23 protein-coding genes and 2 pseudogenes are annotated in these 21,431 nt (G+C 64.6%); 17 read left to right on the top strand and 8 right to left on the bottom strand.

Translation table 11 applies throughout. The features are described from left to right. Nucleotides 1-28 precede the first annotated feature (28 nt). Nucleotides 29-1,358: pseudogene (gene livM, locus ACUXVA_RS26450) on the bottom strand (high-affinity branched-chain amino acid ABC transporter permease LivM). After that, nucleotides 1,358-2,275, bottom strand: a complete 918-nt coding sequence (locus ACUXVA_RS26445; RefSeq protein ID WP_265082953.1) for an ABC transporter permease subunit — start codon at nt 2,273-2,275, stop codon at nt 1,358-1,360. Before ACUXVA_RS26445 ends, livM begins: the two are co-directional and overlap by 1 nt. A gap of 273 nt (nt 2,276-2,548) precedes the next feature. Here ACUXVA_RS26445 and ACUXVA_RS26440 point away from each other — a divergent pair, with 273 nt between their 5' ends. Beyond that, a complete protein-coding gene (locus tag ACUXVA_RS26440; protein WP_445489094.1) occupies nt 2,549-2,719 on the top strand; it encodes a hypothetical protein in 171 nt (56 codons plus the stop codon). A 217-nt stretch (nt 2,720-2,936) separates the two neighbouring features. Further along, nucleotides 2,937-3,476, top strand: a complete 540-nt coding sequence (locus ACUXVA_RS26435; RefSeq protein WP_445489092.1) for a hypothetical protein — start codon at nt 2,937-2,939, stop codon at nt 3,474-3,476. On the opposite strand, the gene ACUXVA_RS26430 is transcribed toward ACUXVA_RS26435, so the two are convergent. From ACUXVA_RS26430 to ACUXVA_RS26420, 3 genes are read right to left on the bottom strand one after another with little or no spacing between them, the layout of a single operon-like run. Continuing rightward, nucleotides 3,449-3,841: a carboxymuconolactone decarboxylase family protein gene (locus ACUXVA_RS26430; RefSeq protein ID WP_445489090.1), complete on the bottom strand. Its 393-nt coding sequence runs from the start codon at nt 3,839-3,841 to the stop codon at nt 3,449-3,451. The two genes, ACUXVA_RS26435 and ACUXVA_RS26430, sit on opposite strands and share 28 nt — an antisense overlap. A gap of 13 nt (nt 3,842-3,854) precedes the next feature. Then, nucleotides 3,855-4,637: a 3-oxoadipate enol-lactonase gene (gene pcaD / locus ACUXVA_RS26425; RefSeq protein ID WP_445489088.1), complete on the bottom strand. Its 783-nt coding sequence runs from the start codon at nt 4,635-4,637 to the stop codon at nt 3,855-3,857. A gap of 22 nt (nt 4,638-4,659) precedes the next feature. After that, nucleotides 4,660-5,964: a 3-carboxy-cis,cis-muconate cycloisomerase gene (locus tag ACUXVA_RS26420; protein WP_445489086.1), complete on the bottom strand. Its 1,305-nt coding sequence runs from the start codon at nt 5,962-5,964 to the stop codon at nt 4,660-4,662. A 215-nt stretch (nt 5,965-6,179) separates the two neighbouring features. Here ACUXVA_RS26420 and ACUXVA_RS26415 point away from each other — a divergent pair, with 215 nt between their 5' ends. From ACUXVA_RS26415 to ACUXVA_RS26350, 14 genes are all read left to right on the top strand, one after another. Beyond that, a complete protein-coding gene (locus ACUXVA_RS26415; protein WP_445489084.1) occupies nt 6,180-6,626 on the top strand; it encodes a CoxG family protein in 447 nt (148 codons plus the stop codon). Nucleotides 6,627-6,828: 202 nt separating this feature from the next. Next, on the top strand, nt 6,829-7,314 hold the full coding sequence (locus ACUXVA_RS26410; RefSeq protein ID WP_265082960.1) for a (2Fe-2S)-binding protein: 486 nt from the start codon (nt 6,829-6,831) through the stop codon (nt 7,312-7,314). A gap of 57 nt (nt 7,315-7,371) precedes the next feature. Then, entirely contained in the window at nt 7,372-8,178 is an 807-nt protein-coding gene (locus ACUXVA_RS26405) for an FAD binding domain-containing protein (protein ID WP_445489082.1), read from the top strand. A gap of 22 nt (nt 8,179-8,200) precedes the next feature. Then, nucleotides 8,201-9,109 carry an AAA family ATPase gene (locus ACUXVA_RS26400; RefSeq protein WP_445489080.1) on the top strand — a complete coding sequence of 303 codons (909 nt, stop codon included), beginning with the start codon at nt 8,201-8,203 and terminating at the stop codon, nt 9,107-9,109. A 186-nt stretch (nt 9,110-9,295) separates the two neighbouring features. Next, entirely contained in the window at nt 9,296-10,498 is a 1,203-nt protein-coding gene (locus ACUXVA_RS26395) for a vWA domain-containing protein (protein ID WP_265082963.1), read from the top strand. 25 nt (nt 10,499-10,523) lie between these two features. Then, complete coding sequence (locus ACUXVA_RS26390; protein WP_445489078.1) at nt 10,524-10,853, top strand: XdhC family protein; 330 nt, start codon at nt 10,524-10,526, stop codon at nt 10,851-10,853. Then, nucleotides 10,850-11,554: an XdhC family protein gene (locus ACUXVA_RS26385; protein ID WP_265082965.1), complete on the top strand. Its 705-nt coding sequence runs from the start codon at nt 10,850-10,852 to the stop codon at nt 11,552-11,554. The genes ACUXVA_RS26390 and ACUXVA_RS26385 overlap by 4 nt, the downstream gene beginning before the upstream one ends. Next, entirely contained in the window at nt 11,551-13,155 is a 1,605-nt protein-coding gene (locus ACUXVA_RS26380; protein WP_445489075.1) for an NTP transferase domain-containing protein, read from the top strand. The genes ACUXVA_RS26385 and ACUXVA_RS26380 overlap by 4 nt, the downstream gene beginning before the upstream one ends. Nucleotides 13,156-13,296: 141 nt before the next feature. Further along, on the top strand, nt 13,297-13,647 hold the full coding sequence (locus ACUXVA_RS26375) for a DUF4189 domain-containing protein (protein ID WP_413776465.1): 351 nt from the start codon (nt 13,297-13,299) through the stop codon (nt 13,645-13,647). Nucleotides 13,648-13,664: 17 nt separating this feature from the next. Continuing rightward, on the top strand, nt 13,665-14,075 hold the full coding sequence (locus ACUXVA_RS26370; protein WP_265083642.1) for a DUF2000 family protein: 411 nt from the start codon (nt 13,665-13,667) through the stop codon (nt 14,073-14,075). A 101-nt stretch (nt 14,076-14,176) separates the two neighbouring features. After that, entirely contained in the window at nt 14,177-14,905 is a 729-nt protein-coding gene (locus ACUXVA_RS26365) for a TetR/AcrR family transcriptional regulator (RefSeq protein WP_445489073.1), read from the top strand. Continuing rightward, a complete protein-coding gene (locus tag ACUXVA_RS26360) occupies nt 14,902-15,690 on the top strand; it encodes an HlyD family secretion protein (RefSeq protein ID WP_265082968.1) in 789 nt (262 codons plus the stop codon). Before ACUXVA_RS26365 ends, ACUXVA_RS26360 begins: the two co-directional genes overlap by 4 nt. Further along, nucleotides 15,687-16,631 carry an ABC transporter ATP-binding protein gene (locus ACUXVA_RS26355; protein ID WP_445489071.1) on the top strand — a complete coding sequence of 315 codons (945 nt, stop codon included), beginning with the start codon at nt 15,687-15,689 and terminating at the stop codon, nt 16,629-16,631. Before ACUXVA_RS26360 ends, ACUXVA_RS26355 begins: the two co-directional genes overlap by 4 nt. Further along, nucleotides 16,628-17,788 (top strand): ABC transporter permease, encoded by a 1,161-nt coding sequence (locus tag ACUXVA_RS26350; RefSeq protein WP_445489069.1) that lies wholly within the window; start codon nt 16,628-16,630, stop codon nt 17,786-17,788. Before ACUXVA_RS26355 ends, ACUXVA_RS26350 begins: the two co-directional genes overlap by 4 nt. Before the next feature lies 1 nt (nt 17,789). On the opposite strand, the pseudogene bcsS reads toward ACUXVA_RS26350, so the two are convergent. The 3 genes and pseudogenes from bcsS to ACUXVA_RS26335 form a co-directional block, all read right to left on the bottom strand. Then, nucleotides 17,790-18,425, bottom strand: a pseudogene (gene bcsS, locus ACUXVA_RS26345) (cellulose biosynthesis protein BcsS). 304 nt (nt 18,426-18,729) lie between these two features. Next, nucleotides 18,730-19,191, bottom strand: a complete 462-nt coding sequence (locus ACUXVA_RS26340) for a DUF488 domain-containing protein (RefSeq protein ID WP_265082971.1) — start codon at nt 19,189-19,191, stop codon at nt 18,730-18,732. Between the two features lie 25 nt (nt 19,192-19,216). Continuing rightward, the gene (locus ACUXVA_RS26335) at nt 19,217-20,020 is read right to left on the bottom strand and encodes a DUF72 domain-containing protein (protein WP_265082972.1); all 804 of its coding nucleotides are present in this window, start codon (nt 20,018-20,020) and stop codon (nt 19,217-19,219) included. A gap of 262 nt (nt 20,021-20,282) precedes the next feature. Here ACUXVA_RS26335 and ACUXVA_RS26330 point away from each other — a divergent pair, with 262 nt between their 5' ends. Then, complete coding sequence (locus ACUXVA_RS26330) at nt 20,283-21,416, top strand: glycosyltransferase family 2 protein (protein WP_265082973.1); 1,134 nt, start codon at nt 20,283-20,285, stop codon at nt 21,414-21,416. Nucleotides 21,417-21,431 lie beyond the last annotated feature (15 nt).

Raw genomic sequence — 21,431 nt, 5'->3', positions numbered from 1 at the left:
AGATTTTCCACGCTGAGGATCCGGTCGCTCACTGGCGGGCTTCCTCGACGATATCAGCGGAGATCGTGGTCTGGTGATTCAGGAACACGGTCGGCGCGCGGTGGCCGATCAATCCGCGCGGCCGCCAGATCATCAGCAGCACCATGGCGAAGCCGAACACCAGCATGCGGTACTGCTCGAGGCCGCGGAACAGTTCGAAGCCGCCGATCATGGTCAGCGCCGCCAGCGCCACGCCGAGCTGCGAGCCCAATCCGCCGAGCACGACAATGGCCAGCACCAGCGCCGATTCCTGGAAAGTAAAGGATTCCGGGCTGATGAAGCCCTGTCGCGTGGCGAAGAACGAGGCCGGCAAAGCCGGCGAACATGGCGCCGGTCGCGAAGGCGGTGAGTTTCGTCGTGGTGGTGTTGATGCCGAGCGCGCGGCAGGCGACCTCGTCCTCGCGGAGCGCTTCCCAGGCGCGGCCGATCGGCAGCGCGCGCAGCCGGATGGTGACCCAGTTGGTCAGCAGCGCCAATGCCAGGATCAGGTAGAACAGGAACACGATGCGATGGGTGGGCGAGAATTCGATGCCGAGCCGCGCCGCGAGGCCGTCGTCGCCCGGCGACAGCGGAATGCCGAAGAAGGTCGGGCGCGGGATGCCCGATACGCCGTTGGGGCCGCCGGTGAGATCCTGCCAGTTGATGATGACGAGGCGGATGATTTCGCCGAACGCCAGCGTGACGATGGCGAGATAATCGCCGCGCAGCCGCAGCACCGGGAAGCCGAGCAGCACGCCGAAGAACGCCGCCAGGATGCCGGCGAGCGGCAGGCAGATCCAGAACGACAGGCCGAAATTGGTCGCCAGCAGCGCGTAGGAATAGGCGCCGACCGCGTAGAAGGCGACGTAGCCGAGGTCGAGCAGGCCGGCGAGGCCGACCACCACGTTAAGCCCCCAACCGAGCATCACATAGGTCAGCACAAGGATGCCGAGATCGAGGATGTAGCGCTGGTCGTAGAAGATCACCGGCACCAGAAACGTGAAGATCAGCAGCACCGGCGCGATGGCGCGGCGCGCCACGGCGAGCGCCTTCGTGGTCCCGGGCGTCACGATCCTGATGGTGTCGACCGGTCCCCACCAGGCGCGCAACAGCTCGACCACGATACTGCCGCCGAACACCACGGCGACCATGATCGCGAGATCGCCGAACCGCGTCCAGTAAATCAGTTGGCCGCTGGGGCCGGCCTCGGTGCGCACGCCGATCATCAGCGAGAACAGCACCAGGGCCACCAGCGCGGAGATCAGCGCCTTCTTGAAGGTGAACGCCAGATCCGGGCCGCGGGCGACTTTGGCGTGAGCGGCGTTGGCTGCCACGGCCATCAAACTTTTTCGACTTCCGGCCGGCCGAGCAGGCCGGTCGGCAGGAAGATCAGCACGACGATCAGGATCGAGAACGCCGCGACATCCTTGTACTCGGTCGAGAAATACGCCGCCCACAGGGTCTCGATCAGGCCGATCAGCAGGCCGCCGAGCATCGCGCCGGGCAGAGAGCCGATGCCGCCGAGCACGGCGGCGGTAAACGCCTTGATGCCGGCGACGAAGCCCATGAAGAAGTCGACCAGGCCGTAATACAGCAGGTACATCATGCCGGCGACCGCGGCGAGCGCGGCGCCGATCACGAAGGTCATGGAGATGGTGCGATCGACGTCGACGCCGAGCAGGGACGCCATGGTCTGGTCCTGCTCGCAGGCGCGCATGTCGCGGCCGAACCGGGTGCGCGCGACGAGGTAGGTGAAGATCGCCAGCAGTACGATGGTGGTGATCACGACGATGATCTGCACATTGGACAGCCGCACGGCAAAGCCACCGGCACCTTCATGCAGCGTGTAGCCGCCGGTGATGATCGGCGGCACCGGCTTGACCCGCGCGCCCTGGGCGACCTGCGAGTAATTGGTGAGCACGAAGGACATGCCGATCGCCGACAGCATCGGCGCGAGGCGGAACGAGTGCCGCAACGGCCGGTAGGCGATGCGTTCGATGGTCCAGCCATACAGGGCCGTAACCGCCATCGACACCAGCAGCACGATCAGCAGGATCACCGGTACTACGGTGAGGCCGATGGAGACCAGGATCAGGAAGGTGATCAGCGCGATGAAACCGCCGATCATGAAGATGTCGCCATGAGCGAAGTTGATCATGCCGACGATGCCGTAGACCATCGTGTAGCCGATGGCGATCAGGCCGTAGATCGAGCCGAGCACGAGTCCGTTGATCAACTGCTGGGCGAAATAGTCCATGCGCTGTCGTGTCTGCCGTGAAAGACGCGGGCGACATCCCGGCAGCCGGAACATCGTCGGTCATCGTTTTCTAACAGCGTGCACAAGGCGCCGCAACCGTGTGCACTGCGACTAAAGTGAGCTGCACATGGCGTATTTTTTATCGCACTGCAGTGCAGTTCCGGACTCCATGCTGTCATTAAATCGCCGCGCAATGATCACCCGGGAACAGAAACCAATTTCCTGGGCGCCAGTTGTCTATGCGTTGAATGGTTCAACAAGGGAGATTGCAGAATGTCCAATCAGAACCAGAATCCGGGCCAGCAGAATCAGAGCCCAGGTCAGAAGCCCGGCCAGCAGCAGGGCGGCGGCCAGAAGCCCGGACAGCAGCAGCAGGATCCGAACCGCCAGGGCGGTCAGCAACAGGGCGGCCAGCAGCCGGGTGGCGGGCAGGGCGAGCGCTAGCAGCGCAGCCGGCCGAAAAGTGGAAACAGGGAGGCCCCGCCGGAAGGCGGGGCTTTTTCATTTGGCAAGCGAGAACGACCGCCGGTGGCGGTTATCCCGTCCTCGCTGAAATTAAGGTAAATAAAGGGTTACCGTTGCCTGCCCGGGCTAGCGAAGGTTACCTCGCCGATGTCGGGCTCGACTCGGGTTGCGGGCGACAGTGTTGGCGGAACGGGCAATGTACCAGAACTGGCGGATCAGCAGTTTCAACGGCGCGCTTCTGGCGTGCTATTTTATTCCCGCCTGGACCATCACCTCATTCAAGATCATGATTTCGCCGATCCATGGCCTCTATGAGCGCGCCAACGTGTCGATGGCGCTGTTTTTCAGCGACTACATGCAGATCGGAACCATGAGCACGGTGCGCTTTGCCTGGCTGCTGGCGCTGGGCAAGCTGACCGTAGTGGCGTTCTTCGCGGTGTTCCTGCTGTTCACCACCCGGGCGTCGATCCGCAAGACCGGCGGCTGTGACGAGGCGCTGGCCATCGCGCTGGGGATCGGCAGCGTGATCAGCTTTCTCAGCATGATCATGGCGTACAAGGTCGGCGAGACCGCCGCCATGAAACTGCATGTCACCGAACTGCTGCTACTGCTCGGCACCGCCATCCTGATGGCGATGGAACCGCCGTTGCTGCGCGTCGCGCCGGAGGCCGCCAAGGCCGCCCCCGAACGCGCCGGCAATGCCGGCGTCTATTCCTTCAGCAGGCCCATCTCCTGAACGATTCCTGCGGCCTCCTTGACCGCATGATTGGCGGCGGGAACCCCGCAATAGATCGCCTGCTGCAGGAGGATTTCCTTGATGTCGTCGGGCGTGAAACTGCCTGCCGCCAGCGCGGCGCGGACATGCAGCCGGAATTCATCCCACTGGCCAAGCGCCACCATGGTGCCGATCACAAGCACGCGGCGGGTGCGTTCGTCGAAGTGCGGCCGGGTCCAGATCTCACCCCAGGCGTAGCGGCTGATCAGGTCGAGGAAGTCGCCATTGAAGGCGTTCTTGCCGGCCGCCGACTTGTCGACCCAGGCATTGCCCAGAACCTTGCGTCGCTGTGCGGTGCCGTTGTCGCGGCGCTGTTGGTCATCCATGGGATCGCTCCGCTTATCGTTGCGTCAGAAAGCCGACCACTGCGTCCGTAAACGCGTGCGGCTGTTCGACATTGGAAATATGCGCGGCGTCGAGAATGGTCAGGCTGGCGCCGGGGATCTGGCTGCGGATGAATTCACCGGCAGCGACCGGCGTGGCCATGTCGTGTCGGCCGGCGATCACCAGAGTGGGGCTTTTGATCTTCGGCAGCAGCGCGCGCTGGTCCAGCGTCGACAGCGCCTCGCAGGCGCCGAGATAGCCTACCACCGGGCTGGCCACGAGCATCGCCTTCATGTTGGCGGTGATGACAGGTTCGCGCTCGCGGAAGTCGGCGGTGAGCCAGCCAGCAATGACTGCATCGGCGACGGCGGCTATGCCGCCCTCGCGCACCGCCTTGATGCGGTTGTGCCAGTTGGTGGGGTCGGGATAGTAGCAGCCGGTGTTGGACAGGATGAGGCGGTCGAACCGCTCCGGTGCGTTGGCGCCGAGCCATTGCCCGACCATGCCGCCCATCGACAGCCCGCACCAGTTGACCTTGTCGATGTTGAGATCGTCGAGGATCGCCAGCACATCATTGCCATAGCGCTCCATGGAGTAGCCGCCGGTCGGTACGCCGGACTTGCCGTGACCGCGGCGGTCGTAGCGGATCACGCGAAACAGTTTGGTCAGCGCCGCCATTTGCGGCTCCCACATCTTCATGGTGGTGCCCAGCGAGTTCGACAGCATCAGGGTCGGGCCGCCGTCGCGGCCTTCGACGGAGACATTGAGCAGGCAACCGTCGGCATCGATCATGGGCATAGCGTGTCTCCTCAGGCGTTTGTTATTTGGAATCGAGCGAAGCCAGCAGCCGGTCGATCAGCGTCTGCGAGACGCCCTGATAGGCCATCGGCTCGAACAGTTCTGCGATCCTGTCGGCGCTGAGTTGCGCGGCAACCTGGGGATCGGCGGTAAGCACGTCGCGCAAATGTATCTTCTGCGCCACCGCCTGCTTGGTCGCGGCCTCGACCAGATGATGTGCGGCGCTCTTGCCGAGTCTGTCCGCCAGCGCAAAGGTCACGGCCTCGGCCATGATCAACCCGTGGGTGGCGTCGAGGTTGAGCCGCATTCTGGCGGCGTCGACCTCAAGCCCTTCTGCGATATCGACGATCGCGGCCAGTCCGCCCGACGTGACCAGCAGCAGCATGGGCAGGGTCGGCCATTCCGCATGCCACGGCCCGGCGCTGCGCTCGTGGTCCTGGACCTGGGCGGCGAAGATCGTTGCCGCCAGGTTCGGCGCCATGGTGGCGGCGGACAGTGCGATCGCCGACGCGACCGGGTTGCGCTTGTGCGGCATGGTGGAGGAGCCACCGCGGCCTTCGCCTGCTGGCTCGAAAGCCTCGGCGACGTCGGTCTGCATCAGCAGCGACACGTCGCGGGCAATCTTGCCGCAGCCGCCTGCGAGAATCGCCAGCACCGAGGCGACCTCCGCGATGCGGTCGCGATGGGTGTGCCACGGCGCATCCGGCAGCGGCAGATTCAATTCCCGCGCCAGTGCGTCGGCGACTCTGAGGCCGTTGTCGCCGAGCGCGGCCAGCGTGCCGGCGGCACCGCCGAACTGCAGCGCCACCGCTTCGCTGCGAAGGCGCACCAGCCGCAGTTTTGAACGTTGCAGTGCAGCAGCGTATTCCGCGAGCTTCAGCCCGAACGGCATCGGCAGGGCATGCTGGAGCCAGGTCCGCGCCACCACTGCGGTGTCGCGATGTTTCCTGGCGAGGCTGGCGAAGCCTTTGATGGCGCGGTCGAGATCGACGAGCAGCACGTCGATGGCAGCGCGCAGGCCAAGCATGGTGGCGGTGTCGATGACATCCTGGCTGGTGGCGCCCCAGTGTACGTAGCGCGCGGCGTCAGCGTCGGCTTTCGCGACATGGGCCGTCAGCGTCTTGACCAGCGGAATGGCTGTGTTGCCGGAGCGAGTCGCGGCTTCGGCTAATTCCGCCAGGTCGAATTTGTCGCTCCGGCAGGCGGCGGCAATCGCGGCCACGGCACTTGCCGGGATCACGCCGGTGGCCGCCTCGGCGCGCGCCAGCGCAGCCTCGAAATCGAGCATGTGCTGCAACGTTGCGGCATCGTCGCAGACGGCGCGCATCGCGGCACTGGACAGCAGCGGTGCCAGCAGGGGGAAAGGGTGGTGCTCATGTTGCGCGGACCCTAACCACTCCCGGCCTCCTGTGCCAATACCCCGATTGTTGCGGCGCGATTATGGATCCCCAGGATCCGGGGGCTCTTTCCTTTGCTCCCCCTGTGCTTTACTTGGGATATCGGCCGCCATCCCAGGCGGCGAAGATTCCAGGAGACAATCCCATGGCCATGACGATGAGCGGCGAAGTCCAGCTTGCCGCGCCGCGCGAAGTGGTGTGGACGAAGCTCAACGATCCCGCGGTCCTGAAGGCCTGCATCCCCGGCTGCGAAGAGCTCGAGACCACCGAGGAGGGCGGCTTTCGCGCCACCGCCAAGATCAAGGTCGGCCCGGTGTCGGCGCGCTTCAAGGGCAAGGTCACGCTCAGCGATCTCGATCCGCCGAACGGCTACAAGATTTCAGGCGAAGGCGAGGGCGGCGTCGCCGGCTTCGCCAAGGGTGGCGCAGTGGTCGCCTTGACCGACAAGGACGGCGGCACGCTGCTGACCTACAATGTCGAGGCACAGATCGGCGGCAAGCTGGCCCAGCTCGGGCAGCGCCTGATCAACGGTTCGGCCAAGAAGATCGCCGACGAGTTTTTCGCGAACTTTGCCAAGGCCGTTCAGGGCTGAGGCCTCGCAGTTGTCCCGGACGCGATGCAGCACGTAGCGCTGCTTCGCAGATCCGGGACACGTGCCGAACTTGTGCCCCCAGCACATGGCTCGCCGCCCCGACATGAGGTTGCTCATTGCCGGGATGCGCCATATTATGGATCTGGAATGGTTTTAATGACCGTGCGGCCACGCAATGGCCAGGCGGATGAAGAGAGTGCATATGGCCAAAATCTCCATGATCGTGAACGGCAATCAGGTGAGCGGCAATATCGATCCGCGCACGCTGCTAGTGCAGTTTCTTCGTGAAAACCTGCGGTTGACCGGCACCCATGTGGGCTGCGACACCTCGCAGTGCGGTGCCTGCGTCGTGCATCTCGACGGCAAGGCGGTGAAGTCATGCACCACCCTCGCGGTCATGGCCGACGGTCACACCGTGACCACCATCGAGGGTCTCGCCGCGGACGGCGCGCCGCTGCATCCGATGCAGGAAGCCTTTCGCGAGAACCATGGTCTGCAGTGCGGTTTCTGTACGCCCGGCATGATCATGACCGCCGTCGACCTGGTCCATCGCAAGGGCCACGATCTCAGCGACCACCTGATCCGCGAAGAGCTCGAAGGCAATCTGTGCCGCTGCACCGGCTATCAGAATATCGTCCAGTCGATCGCGGCCGGCGCCAAGGCGATGGCGAACTCCGATCTCGCTTAAGGCTGCCTCACCGCACGACGCCAGCGATCACCGCGCACCGCGACCCAGGAATTTCCCATGTACGAATTTAAATATCATCGTCCGGCGACCGTCCGGCAGGCTGCCAACCTGCTGATCAAGAATGAAGATGCCAAGCTGATCGCCGGCGGCCACACGCTGGTGCCGGTGATGAAGCAGCGCCTCGCGGCGCCGCCGCATATCGTCGACCTCTCCCATGTCGAAGGCCTCGACGGCATCGAGATGAAGGGGCGCTCGCTGGTGATCGGCGCTACCGCCAAGCATGCGGATGTCGCCAATTCCCCGATTGTCGGCGAGGCGCTCCCGGCGCTGGCCGAACTGGCGGCGCTGATCGGCGATCCCGCGGTGCGGCACAAGGGCACCATCGGCGGCTCGCTCGCCAACAACGATCCGACCGCCGACTATCCGGCCGCCGTGCTGGCGCTCGGTGCCACGATTGTGACCAACAAGCGCAAGCTGAAGCCGGAAGAATTCTTCCAGGGGCTGTTCACCACTGCGCTGGAGGCCGACGAGATCATCACCAAGGTGCTGTTTCCGGTGGCCAAGAAGGCTGCCTACATCAAGTTCCGCAACCAGGCCTCGCGCTACGCGCTGGTCGGCGTGTTCGTCGCCAAGCGTCCATCGGACGTCCGGGTCACGGTGACCGGTGCCGGGTCGGAAGGCGTGTTCCGCGTCACCGCCTTCGAAGAGGCGCTGAAGAAGCGATTCTCGCCCAAGGCGCTGGACGGTCTCACGGTGCCCGCCGAAGGCCTCAACAGCGACCTGCACGGCAGCGCCGAATATCGTGCGCATCTGATCGGCGTGCTGGCGCGCCGCGCCGTCGAAGCCGCCAACAGCCGGGCATAATCTTGTTCAGAATGGCTTGCTCATGACCACGACATCGGCGCTGCCTGCCTCCGTCGATGCGACGCTGGAGATGCTGACAAGCCGCGGCTATCTGGCCGAGCGCTCACTGGCGACGGTGGTGTTCCTGGCGCTGAAGATGGGCCGGCCGCTGTTCCTGGAAGGTGAAGCCGGCGTCGGCAAGACCGAGATTGCCAAAGTGCTGTCGGCGGCGCTGGGCCGCAAGCTGATCCGGCTGCAATGCTATGAAGGCCTCGACGTCGCCTCTGCGGTATATGAATGGAATAGCGCCTCGCAGATGATCGCGATCCGGCTGGCGGAAGCCGCCGGCGATACCGACCGCGACCAGCTTTCCAGCGACATCTTTGCCGAGCGCTATCTGATCAAGCGGCCGCTGCTGCAGGCGCTGGAGCCCGACGTCAACGGCGCGCCGGTGCTGCTGATCGACGAACTCGACCGCGCCGATGAAGCCTTCGAAGCCTATCTGCTGGAAATCCTCAGCGACTTCCAGGTGACCATTCCCGAATTCGGCACCGTCAAGGCGCCGGCGCCGCCGATCGTCATTGTGACGTCGAACCGCACTCGCGAAATCCACGACGCGCTGAAGCGACGCTGCCTGTATCACTGGGTCGATTTCCCGTCGGCCGACCGCGAGCTGGCCATCGTCAAGTCGCGGGTGCCGAACATTTCTGCAAAACTGTCGGCGCAGGTGGTGGCCTTCGTGCAGGCGCTGCGCGACCAGGATTTCTACAAGTCGCCGGGCGTTGCCGAGACCATCGACTGGGCGACCGCGCTCACCGAACTCGACGCCCGCGCGCTGACCCCGCAGGTGGTCGGCGATACGCTCGGCGCGCTGCTGAAGTACCAGGACGACATTGCGCGGATGCAGGGCGATAACCTGCAGAAGGTTTTGAAGGACGCGACGAGCGACTGATCTGGCCTCCGGCGACGCCACGAACGCGGGTGCGCTCCCTCTCCCGCTTGCGGGGGAGGGTCGGGGAGGGGACCGCCACAAGCCCGGCGTCCGTTGCGCCCCCACCCCAGCCCTCCCCCGCAAGCGGGAGAGGGGGCCTTGCTTCCGCGGGGCGGGTACGTCGATCACGATGAGCGAGCCAGTCGGATGACCATGGATCACCTCAACCCACCCACCGGCCAGATGGCCGACAACGTCATCGGCTTCGCCCGCGCGCTGCGGGCTGCAGGTCTGCCGGTCGGGCCGGGCGCGGTTATCGATGCGCTGAATGCGATCCAGTTGATCGAGATCGGTCGGCGCGCCGATCTGTTCACGACGCTTCAAGCGATCTTCGTCAAGCGTCACGAGCATGCGCTGGTGTTCGCCCAGGCCTTCGACCTGTTTTTTCGCGCAGCCGAGGAATGGAAGCACCTGCTGGATTCGGTGCCGCTGCCCGACCAGGCCAAGAAGCCGCCGCCGCCGGCCTCGCGCCGGGTCCAGGAGGCGATGTCGCAGCCGTCCATGTCGCCGGCGCAGGAGCAGCCCAAGGAGCAGGAGATCAAGCTCTCGGTGTCCGACCGCGAGGTGCTGCAGAAGAAGGACTTCGCGCAGATGAGCGCGGCGGAAATCGCGCAGGTCACCCGCGCCATCGCTGCCATGAGTTTGCCGCAAGCGGAACTGCGCACCCGTCGCTTCCAGCCCGACGCGCGCGGCCTCAAGCTCGACCTGCGCCGCACCCTGCGCGGCAGCCTGCGCACCGGCGGCGACATCGTCGACATCCGCCGCCTCGGCCTGATCGACCGGCCGGCGCCGATCGTGGCGCTGCTCGATATCTCCGGCTCCATGAGCGAATATACAAGGCTGTTCCTGCACTTCCTCCATGCCATCACTGACGCACGAAAACGTGTGTCGGTTTTCCTGTTCGGCACGCGGTTGACCAATGTGACGCGAGCGTTGCGTGCGCGCGATCCCGACGAGGCGCTGGCGAGCTGCTCGGCGTCGGTGGAGGATTGGGCAGGCGGCACGCGGATCTCGGAATCCCTGCACAGCTTCAACAAGTTGTGGGGCCGTCGCGTGCTCGGCCAGGGCGCCATCGTGCTGCTGATTTCCGACGGGCTGGAGCGCGAGGCCGACGCCAAACTCTCGTTCGAGATGGACCGGTTGCACCGCTCCTGCCGCCGGCTGATCTGGCTCAATCCGCTGCTGCGCTTCGATGGCTTTGAAGCCAAGGCGCAGGGCATTAAAATGATGTTGCCGCACGTTGACGAATTCCGCCCCGTGCATAACTTGAGTTCGATGGAAGGCCTGATCAAGGCGCTGTCCGCGCCGCCACCGGTGCACCACCGCAGCCTGATCCGCCCAGCCGCCTGACGTCCCGCTTGCTAGAGAGGCTCCCATGCTCAATCGCGATGAAGATATTCTGAAAGCGGCTGAGGACTGGCATAAGGCCGGCCACGGCGTGGCGCTGGCCACCGTGGTGGAGACCTGGGGATCGGCGCCGCGACCGGCCGGCTCCAGTCTGGTGATCAACGACGACGGCACGTTTCTCGGCTCGGTGTCCGGCGGCTGCGTCGAAGGTGCGGTCGTGACTGAGGCGCTCGACGTGATCGCGTCGGGACAGCCGAAGCTGCTGGAGTTCGGCGTTGCCGACGAGACCGCCTGGAATGTCGGCCTGTCCTGCGGCGGCACCATTCGCGTGTTCGTTGAAAAGGTCGGTCAATCGTGAAGCTCGAGACGTTAGCTCAAATCAATACCGAGCGCGCCTCGCGCCGCCCGGTGATCGTAGTCACCGATGTTGCCACTGGCGAGCAGCGGCTGGTGAAAGCCGCCGACTTTGCCGGCGATCCGCTCGGCGCCGAACTCGCAAAACAGTTGCGCATGGGTAAGAGCGGCATGATCGAGCAGGACGGCGAGAAGCTATTTCTCAACGTCTATGCGCCGACCGCGCGGCTCGTCATCATCGGTGCGGTCCATATCAGCCAGGCGCTGGCGCCGCTGGCGCGTTCGCTGGACTACGACGTGACAGTGATCGATCCGCGCACTGCCTTTGCCAGCCCGGAACGGTTTCCCGACGTGAAGCTGATCGCGGAATGGCCTGATGAGGCACTGCCGCCGCTCAACGTCGATCACTACACGGCCTTCGTCGCGGTGACCCACGATCCGAAGATCGACGATCCCGCGCTGCTGCATGCGTTCGAACGCAACTGCTTCTATATCGGTGCGCTCGGCTCGCGAAAGACCCATGCCAAGCGCGCGGACCGGTTGAAGGCGCAGGGCGTATCGGACGCGGATTTTGCGCGGATCAAGGCGCCGATCGGGCTGAACATCGGCGCGGTCTCGCCGTCGGAAATCGCGGTGTCGATCATGGCGCAGATCACCGCCGAACTGCGTCTGCCCAAGGCCGGTGCCGCGGCAGAAGCGGCATGAAGTTCGGTCCGGCCAGCCCGCGGGATGCATTGGGCGGCGTCACCGTCCATACGCTGCGCCAGGGCGACCTCGTGCTCAAGAAGGGCACCACCGTCGGCACCGCCGAGGTGGAGGCGCTGACTCGTGCCGGTGTTGGGGAAATCGTCGTGGTCCGCCTGGAAGATGGCGACGTGTCGGAAGACGTCGCTGCCGCCAGCATAGCGCAGGCCGTGGCCGGTCCCAGCGTCAATGTGGAACGGGCCTTCACCGGCCGCGCCAATCTGTTCGCGGCGGCGCCCGGCGTGCTGGTGGTCGATCGTGACACCGTCGATCGCATCAACGAGGTCGACGAGGCGATTACGCTAGCGACGCTGTCGGCCTTCAAGCCGGTGGTCGAGGGCGAGATGATCGCCACCGTGAAGCTGATTCCGTTCGGCGTCGCCGGCGCATTGCGCGATGCCGCGGTGGTGGCTGCAGCGGGCAGCGCGCTGCACGTGGCGCCCTACGTGATCAAAAAAGTCGGAGTCGTCTCGACGCTGCTGCCGGGCCTGTCGCCAAAAGTGATCGACAAGACCCTGCGGGTGACGGCGGAGCGGCTGGCGCCGGCCGGTGCCAGGATCATCGCCGAGCGCCGCGTGCCGCATGACGAGGACACGCTGGCGGCATCGATCAAGGAATTGCTCGGGCTCGGCGCTGAACTGGTGATCGTGTTCGGTGCCTCGGCCATCGCCGACCGCCGCGATGTGATTCCGGCGGCGATCGAACAGGTTGGCGGGACCATCGAGCATTTCGGCATGCCGGTCGATCCCGGCAACCTGCTGCTGATCGGCCGGGCCCGCGGCGTTCCGGTGCTGGGCGCGCCGGGCTGCGCGCGCTCGCCGGTGGAGAATGGATTCGACTGGGTGCTGATGCGGCTGTTGGCCGGCATACCGGTCAGCCGCGCCGATCTGACCGGTATGGGTGTTGGCGGGTTGCTGATGGAGATCGTCACGCGCCCGCAGCCGCGCCTGCCGGTCGGCACCGACGGCAATCGCAATGTCGCGGCCATCGTTCTCGCGGCCGGCCGCTCGACCCGCATGGGCGGACCCAACAAGCTGCTGGCCGACCTGGGCGGCAAGCCGCTGGTGCGGATCGTCGCCGAGCAGGCGGTGGCCTCAAAGGCCTCAAGCGTCATCGTTGTCACCGGCCATCAGGCCGACCTGGTGGAGCAGGCGCTGGCCGGACTGAACGTCAGCTTCGTGCGCAATCCGGATTTCGCCGCCGGCCTCGCCAGTTCGGTGAAAGCCGGCATCAAGGCGGTGCCTGCCGATGCCGACGGCGCGGTGGTCTGCCTCGGTGACATGCCGCTGATCGACACCCTGTTGATCGATCGGATGATCGAGGCCTTCGCGCCGGATCGCGGCAGCCTGATCGCGGTGCCGGTCAGCGACGGCCGCCGCGGCAATCCGGTGCTGTGGTCGCGCCGCTTCTTCGGCGAACTGATGACGCTGGATGGCGACGTCGGCGCCCGCCACCTGATCATGAAGCACGCCGAGGCGGTGACGGAAGTGCCAGTGGAAGGCCACGCGGCCTTCCTCGACATCGATACGCCGCAGGCGCTGGCCGAGGCGCGGCGTGGCTGAGTGTGGCCGCTTCCGGGAGCAGGCTGGTGGAACTTTGTTCACCAAGTTGAAACGCCCTGCGATGTAGGCTCTCTCCATTGATTGACCTCGGGGGAGGGGAATTTGACGTTTTGTGTTGCCGCGCGCCGTCGCGCTTTTTTTGTGTTTGGACTGATTGTCACGCTGACCGCATCATCCGTTTCTGCTCCGGCTTTTGCAGCCGGCGCGCTTGCTGTCGGTAAATGCGGCGCCTATGGCCAGGCCTATGATTATCCCGCGCAGGAAGCCGCCACCGCGGCGGCACGAAAGCAGTGCGAGGGTGACTGCACCACCGTCACGATGAAACGGGCCTGCGCCGCGTTCGCCGTCGATATGAAGAATCCATGCGGCGCCCACGGCTATGCGGTGGCGCCGAAAATTTCCAGTTCGCTGAATGAAGCGACAAAGAAGTGCTACGACTTCGGTGGCAAGGAATGCGTGATCCGCGCCTGGGCTTGCGATGCCAAGGGCTGAGCTCTACCTTCGCCATCATGCAGTTCGATACCAAAATCGCCCTTGTCATCCGCAATGACCTTGAGGTTTGGCAGAAGCTCAACGTCGCAGCATTTCTGTCCAGCGGCATCGCCGCGGCATTTCCTGATTGCGTCGGTGAACCCTATGCCGACGGTTCGGGCACGCCCTATCTGGCGCTGATCGGCCAGCCCATCCTGATCTACGGTGCCGACCGGCCGGCGCTGAGCCGTGCTCTGGAACGCGCGCTGGCCCGCGAGGTCAGGCCGGCGATCTATACCGAGGACATGTTCAGGACGACGCATGATGCCGCCAACCGTGAGGCGGTGAAGGCCGTCGTGCGCGGCGATCTCAATCTGGTGGGCCTGGCCTTGCGCGCCGAGCGCAAGGTGATCGACAAGATCCTCGACGGACTGAAGTTTCATAGCTGAAAATGACGTCGTCGCGTGCCCGCCCGAGACAGGGCAGGAAATGCGCCGAACCCGCGCAATAGCTTCTTGATTATGACTGACCAGTCAGTCATAATATAAGAATGAATAAAGTTGGACCGAAAAAGAGGCGGCCAGTCCGTTCAGTCGACATCCGCAGCGGCGATACGGCCGCGACGGCCAAGTCTGCACGAGCGACGGCGCCAAGGACTGAAGCCTCACGCTCCCCATCGAACAGGGCTGCGAAGGCTGCCGAACGCCGGGCCGCGATCATCGCCGCGGGGCTCGACGAATTCGTCGCCCGCGGCTTTGCCGCAACCCGGCTTGACGACGTGGCCAGGCGCGCCGGCGTCGCCAAGGGCACGATCTATCTCTACTTCACCGATAAGGAGGCGCTGTTCCAGGAATTGGTGCGCAGCGCACTGGTACCGCTGATCGCACGGATGGCAGCGCCGCCGGTGGCCGGCGTATCCGCCCGCGCCATGGTCGAGAGCTTCGCCGAGACCTTTGTGCGCGATATCGCGGAGACCAAACGGGGCGACATTTTGCGCCTGATCATCGCGGAGGGCGCGCGCTTCCCGTCATTGTCGGAATTCTATTATCGCGAAGTGGTCTCACGGGGCATCGCCGGCATGCAGCAACTGATCGACTACGGCATCGCGCGCGGCGAAATTCGCAATCCAGCATTGCGGGACTTTCCGCAGCTCGTGGTGGCGCCGGCCATGTTGGCGGTGATCTGGCAGGGGCTGTTCGGCAAGCACGCGCCGCTCGATCCGCTGGCGATGCTGCGGGTCCATATCGATCTGATCTTTGGCGAACGGAGGACGACATGACGTCGTCACATGGCGCATCGCGATTGATAGCAATACTGGCATTGTGTATGGCCGTGGCCGGCTGCAACGAGCGCAAGGATCCCGGCTATCAGGGCTGGGTCGAGGCCGACATGATCTTTGTCAGCCCCGATGAATCCGGCCGTATCACCAAACTCCATGTCCGCGAAGGCGACGCGGTGCAGGCCGGCGCGGCGCTCTATGCGGTCGATGACGATCTGCAGCAGGCCGATCTCAACCAAAACAACGCCACGCTGGCCAATGCGAAGCAGACGTTCGAGCGTGCGCAGTCGCTCAGCAAGACCGGCTCCGGTACCCAGGCCAACCTCGACTCCGCGATCTCGGCGCTGCGTGTTGCCGAAGCACGCGTCAACACCTCGCAGACGCGGCTGACCCGACGCAATGCCTTCGCGCCGGTCAGCGGCACCATCCAGCAGATCTATTTTCGCGAAGGCGAGATGGTGCCGGCGCAGCGGCCGGTGCTGTCGATCCTGCCACCGGGCAACATGAAGGTGCGGTTCTATGTACCGGAAACCGATCTGCCCAAGCTCGCAGTCGGCGATGAGGTCCGTGTCACCTGCGACAATTGCGCGGCCGATCTGACCGCGAAGATCTATTATCTCGCCACCTCAGCGGAATACACGCCGCCGGTGATCTACAGCCTCGATGAGCGCAACAAGCTCGTCTATCTCGTGCAGGCGCGGCCGAACAAGCCGGCCAGCCTGCGCGTCGGCCAGCCGGTCAGCGTTTTTGTCCATGCACCGGTTCCCGTGGCGGCGACGCGATGACCGAGGCATTCGTCGCCGTGTCCGACATCGCCATCGAGGTGAAGGGCCTGACAAAATCGTTCAACGGCCGCGAGGTGGTGCATGACTTGAGCATGCAGGTGAAGCGCGGCACCATCTACGGCTTTCTCGGCCCCAACGGTTCCGGCAAGACCACCACCATCCGCATGTTGTGCGGGCTGCTGACGCCGGACAGCGGCGAGGGTACCTGCCTCGGCTTCGATATCCGGCGCGACACCGACAAGATCAAACGCCGGGTCGGCTACATGACGCAGCGCTTCAGCCTGTATCAGGACCTGTCGGTGCGCGAGAACCTGGAATTCGTAGCAAGGCTCTACGGCGTGCGCGATCCGCGCAAGGCGGCGCGTGACATGATCGAACGGCTCGGCCTCAATGGCCGCGAGGAGCAACTGGCCGGCGAACTGTCCGGCGGCTGGAAGCAGCGGCTCGCGCTCGGCGCCTGCACGCTGCCCAATCCGCAACTTCTGCTGCTCGATGAGCCCACCGCCGGCGTCGATCCCAAGGCGAGGCGCGATTTCTGGAACGAGATTCATGCGCTCGCGGGGCAGGGGCTGACCGTGCTGGTCTCGACCCACTACATGGACGAGGCCGAGCGCTGCCACGAGATCGCTTACATCGCTTACGGCCATCTGCTGGCGCATGGCACCGTGGAGCAAGTCATCGCGACGTCGCAACTTGCGACCTGGACCGTAACCGGTGCCCACCTGAACGAACTCGCTGCCGATCTCACCGGCAAGCCCGGCGTCGACATGGTGGCGCCGTTTGGCACTAGCCTGCATGTCTCCGGTCGCGATCACGCCGCGCTCGAGGCCATCGTGGCTGCCCATCGCGACCGGCCCGAGCAGCACTGGCAGCGCGGCGCGCCATCGCTGGAGGATGTGTTCATCGACCTGATGACCCGCGCCAAGGACAATTTCCAGTGAGCGCCGCAGAGGCACCGGATAGCGAGGTCAAGGAGCGGCCGTTCGGCTTCTGGCGGCGCAGCTACGCGATGATGGTGAAAGAGTTCATTCAGCTGCGCCGCGACCGGGTGTCGTTCGCCATGATCGTGATGATCCCGGTGATGCAATTGCTGTTGTTCGGCTACGCCATCAACACCACGCCGCGGCATCTGCCGACCGCGGTGCTGCTGCAGGAGGACTCTGATCTCGGCCGCTCGATCCTCAAGGCGATGGAAAACACCTCGTATTTCCAGTTCACCCACGAGGTCCACACGGTCGCCGAGTTTGATGCCCTTCTGTTGTCGGGCAAGGTGCTGTTCGGCGTCGAGATCCCGCGCGGCTTCGAGCGCGCGGTGCGGCGCGGCGATCGTCCGGCGCTGTTGGTGGCGGCAGACGCTACCGATCCGGTGGCCGCCGGTTCTGCACTGGGTGCGCTCGGGCAACTGATGCAGACGGCCCTGCAGCACGACCTGTTCGTCGGCGATCCTGCCACGCTGCCGTTCGAGATCCGCGCCCATGCGCGCTATAATCCGGCGGCGTCGTCGCGGCTCAATATCGTGCCCGGCCTGGTCGGCACCATCCTGACCATGACCATGCTGATCTTCACCGCGCTGTCGGTGACCCGCGAGATTGAGCGCGGCACCATGGAGAACCTGTTGGCGATGCCGATCACGCCCGTCGAGGTCATGCTCGGCAAGATCGTGCCCTACGTGCTGGTCGGCTTCATCCAGGCCACATTGATCATCGGCATCGGTGTGCTGCTGTTCGGTGTGCCCATACAGGGCAGCCTGCTGCTGCTGGCGCTGCTCAGCACGCTGTTCATCACCACGAATCTGTCGATCGGCTACACCTTCTCCACCATTGTGCAGAACCAGCTGCAGGCGATGCAGCTGTCGATGATGTTTTTCCTGCCCAGCATCCTGTTGTCGGGCTTCATGTTCCCGTTTGCCGGCATGCCCCAGTGGGCGCAATATCTTGGCGAAGGCCTGCCGCTGACGCATTTCGTGCGGATCGTCCGCTCCGTCATGCTGAAGGGCGCGACCATCGAAAACCTGCGCTATGATGCGCTGGCGCTTGTCGCGCTGATGCTGCTGGCGATGACCATCGCGGTGACCCGCTTCCGTCGCACGCTGGATTAGCTCAGTCGAGGTGCAGCGTTCGCGCCGGCCGGACAACGACGCTGATCCGGCCGTAGATGCCTTCGCGCTGGTAGCTGTCCCACATTTGGCCGGCGGCGACCGACCATTCGTATTCGTCGGTGCGCAGGCCGGTGAGATGCGCGCCGACCCGGTACTGCCGGCTGAAATAATCGTGAGAGGCGGCGAATTCGGGGCCGATCCAGAAGCGATCGGACAGTCGTCATCCGGCTGCCGCTCGGCTGTTGAAACCGTTATCGATGGTGGTGGCGGAGAACGAGGCTTGCAGCATCCATGCGCGCGACGGCTCCCACCACAGATCGGCTGTGATCTGCGCGCCGAGCTTGAGGCGCCACGCTGCCGCTGAGCGGTCGGTCAGTTCGGCATCGATCTCGGTGCCGACACCCGCAAGCACCTGCAGCTCGAATTTGTCATGACTGAGTTTGTAGCCGGGCATGAGGGTGCCGCGCAGGATCTGCGTGTCGTAGCGATGGGTCGGCGTCGTGAAACGATTGACGCTGTCCGACAACACCATGCGCAGGATGAAGCCGTCGCGGTCGATCCGGGCCGGCGCCCATTGCGCGCCGGCATAGGCGGCGAGGCTCCAGCGCTGCATTTCGACGCCGCTCAAATACAGCATGCGGTCCGGCATGCCGCCAGTCAGGAAATCGAACGGCGGCCGCGATGGCTCGTGGGGTTCGAGGAGGGATGCCCAGAAGGAGGGCTTTGCTGTCACCGCTGGGGGATCGTCGTCGTCTTCCTCCGCGTCCTGCGCGGCCGCCCCGCGCGCCAGCATGGCGACGGCAACGCACACGACGTACCACGCAACGCCCCATCGCATGGAGCTATACTCCACCGGAAAACAATTTAAAGTAGATTAATCTGTGGAAAACCTGCGCGTCCAGCGGAGCCGGGAGAACGATCGATGAACGTTCTGCAAAAATTCAGAGCTGGGGCGGCAGCAGGTTCTCGATCCGCGCGCCCTCGCGCTCCACGATGATCTCGGCGATCATCTGCCGGTGGCAGTGGGTGTGGTCGCGCTCGTAGCACAGCAGGCAGACCGGGCCGGCCTTCATCACCAGCGACGCAAGTTCGTCGAGTTCTTCCCTGGCCTGCGGCGTCTTCAGATGCACCCGGTAGATCCGTTGCATTTCGGCGAACTTGCCGCTGCGTGCGGCCTCGCGCCCGTCCTTCGGGGTGCCCAGACCGCGCAGGTGGACGTAGCCGATACCGCGCTCGTCGAGCCCGGCGGCGAGCTGCTTCTTGGAAAAGCCGGGGCGCCGCGAGGCCGCGACCGCGCGGACATCGACCAGTAGTTTGACGCCGGCTTCCTGCAAGGCGTCGAGCACAGCGGTGGCCGGGGTCTGTTCGTAACCGATCGTGCAGAGCTTCCTGGACCTGGCCATCCACTACACCTGTCGTTCGTGACGGCTACTTGACCCGTTCGATCAGGGCCATCGCCGCGGCCGGTGCACGCACCTTGGCCTCGTGGATCACATAGGCGAACACGTCGCGCGGTTGCTTCTTCGGCTTGGCGTCATCGACCTTCGGCAGGTCAGTCGGCTCGCCGCCCTTCGCCCAATCCTGCAGCCGCTCCGCCCAGGCATCCAGCGCCTTGGGCGGATAGCCGGTCGTGACGGTCTCCTTGCCCTTCTGCAGCCGGGCATAGACGAAGTCGCCGGTGATGTCTGAGATGGCCGGGTAGGTGGCATGCTCCGAGAAAACCACGGGCGTGTTGAACTGGCGCAGCAGGGCGATGAAGCCGGGCACGCAAAAACTGTCGTGGCGGACCTCGACCACATGGCGCAGCTTGTGGCCATCGCGCTCGCGCGGCAGCAATTCGAGGAAGGCGCCAAAATCGGCTTCGTCGAACTTCTTGGTCGGCGCGAACTGCCACAGCACCGGCCCGAGGCGATCGCCGAGTTCGAGCACGCCGGAATCGTAGAAGCGCTTGACGCTGTCGCCGGCTTCCGCGAGCACGCGGCGGTTGGTGGCGAAGCGTGGACCCTTCAGCGAGAACACGAAGCCGTCAGGCACCTCGCGCGCCCATTTGCGAAAACTCTCCGGCTTTTGCGAGCCGTAGAAGGTGCCGTTGATCTCGATCGAGGTCAGCTTGCTGGCGGCATAGCTGAGTTCCTTCGCCTGGGTCAGCTTCTCCGGGTAGAACACCCCGCGCCACGGTGCGAAGGTCCAGCCGCCGATACCGATGTGGATCTCGCCGGTTTTGCTGGCCATTGCGATTGCCCCTTGCAGATTGCCCCGGACATCCCTATCTTGTTTTCAACGGCGACGTCGATGCTTAAGGTATCCGGCGCTGGGACGACCTCGGAATAGCTCGGTTGCGCCGGATGTACGCGCGCCATGTTGTTCGAGGTCGTTGGCATTTTAAGGCCCGATTTGGGCTACTTACCACAAAATTCCCCTGTCATTGCAACGTCTTATTGCTGGCGCCAAAGCCGCCTTGGCTTCGCGCCGTGCGCCGGATATATGCTGGCCCATGAATCAAGTCATCAGATCCGGGCCCGAACTGGCGTCGCAGGCAGGCGTTCCGCTGCAGCTGTCGGTCATCGTCCCGACCTTCAACGAGCGCGGTAATGTGGCGACCCTGGTGGCGCGGCTTGATGCCGCGCTGGCCGGCGTGGCGTGGGAAGTCATCTTCGTCGATGACAATTCGCCGGACGGAACCGCGGATGCGGTCCGTGCCCTGGCGCAGACCGACCGTCGAGTTCGCTGCATCAGGCGGGTCGGGCGGCGTGGCCTGTCCGGTGCCTGCATCGAGGGTATGCTCGCCTCCAGCGCGCCCTGCGCCGCGGTGATTGACGGCGACCTGCAGCACGACGAGACCCAACTGCCGAAGATGCTCGGCCTGATCGAGACCGGCGCTGCCGAACTGGTGATCGGCAGCCGTTATATCGACGGCGGCAGCGCCGACAGTTTCAACAGCCAGCGGCTTGGCGCCAGCAAGTTCGCCACCGCGGTCGCGCAGCGGGTGCTGCGCGTCAAGATCGCCGACCCGATGAGTGGCTTCTTCATGATCCGCCGCGATCGCTTCGAGAAGCTGGCGCCGCAACTGTCGATCCAGGGCTTCAAGATCCTGCTCGACGTGGTCGCCACGGCGCATGGTGATCTGCGCATTGTCGAGGTGCCCTATAAATTCGGATCGCGGCTGCACGGCGAGAGCAAGCTCGATTCCATGGTGGCGCTCGATTTCCTCGGTCTGGTGTTGGCCAAGCTGACCAATGACGTGGTCTCCTTGCGCTTCCTGCTGTTCGCACTGGTCGGCTCGATCGGCCTGTTCGTGCATTTTTCGGCGCTGTTCGTGGCGCTCGAGGTCTTCAATCTGCCGTTCGCCGAGGCGCAGGCCTGCGGCGCGTTGATGGCGATGACCAGCAACTTCCTGCTCAACAATTTCCTCACCTATCGCGACCAGCGGCTCAGGGGCTTCGGCATCCTGCGCGGCCTGCTGCTGTTCTATCTGGTTTGCAGCGTGGGCCTGCTTGCCAATGTCGGCGTGGCATTCTCGGTCTACGATCAGGAGCCGATCTGGTGGCTGGCCGGCGCCGCCGGCGCCCTGATGGGCGTGGTCTGGAACTACGCGATGTCCGGCCTGTTCGTTTGGCGCAAGCGGTGACACTTCCGATCAGCC

The organism is Rhodopseudomonas sp. RCAM05734 (assembly GCF_052658035.1).
The sequence above is the reverse complement of the archived record's forward strand: the minus strand, read 5'-3'. Positions and strand labels throughout refer to the sequence as shown.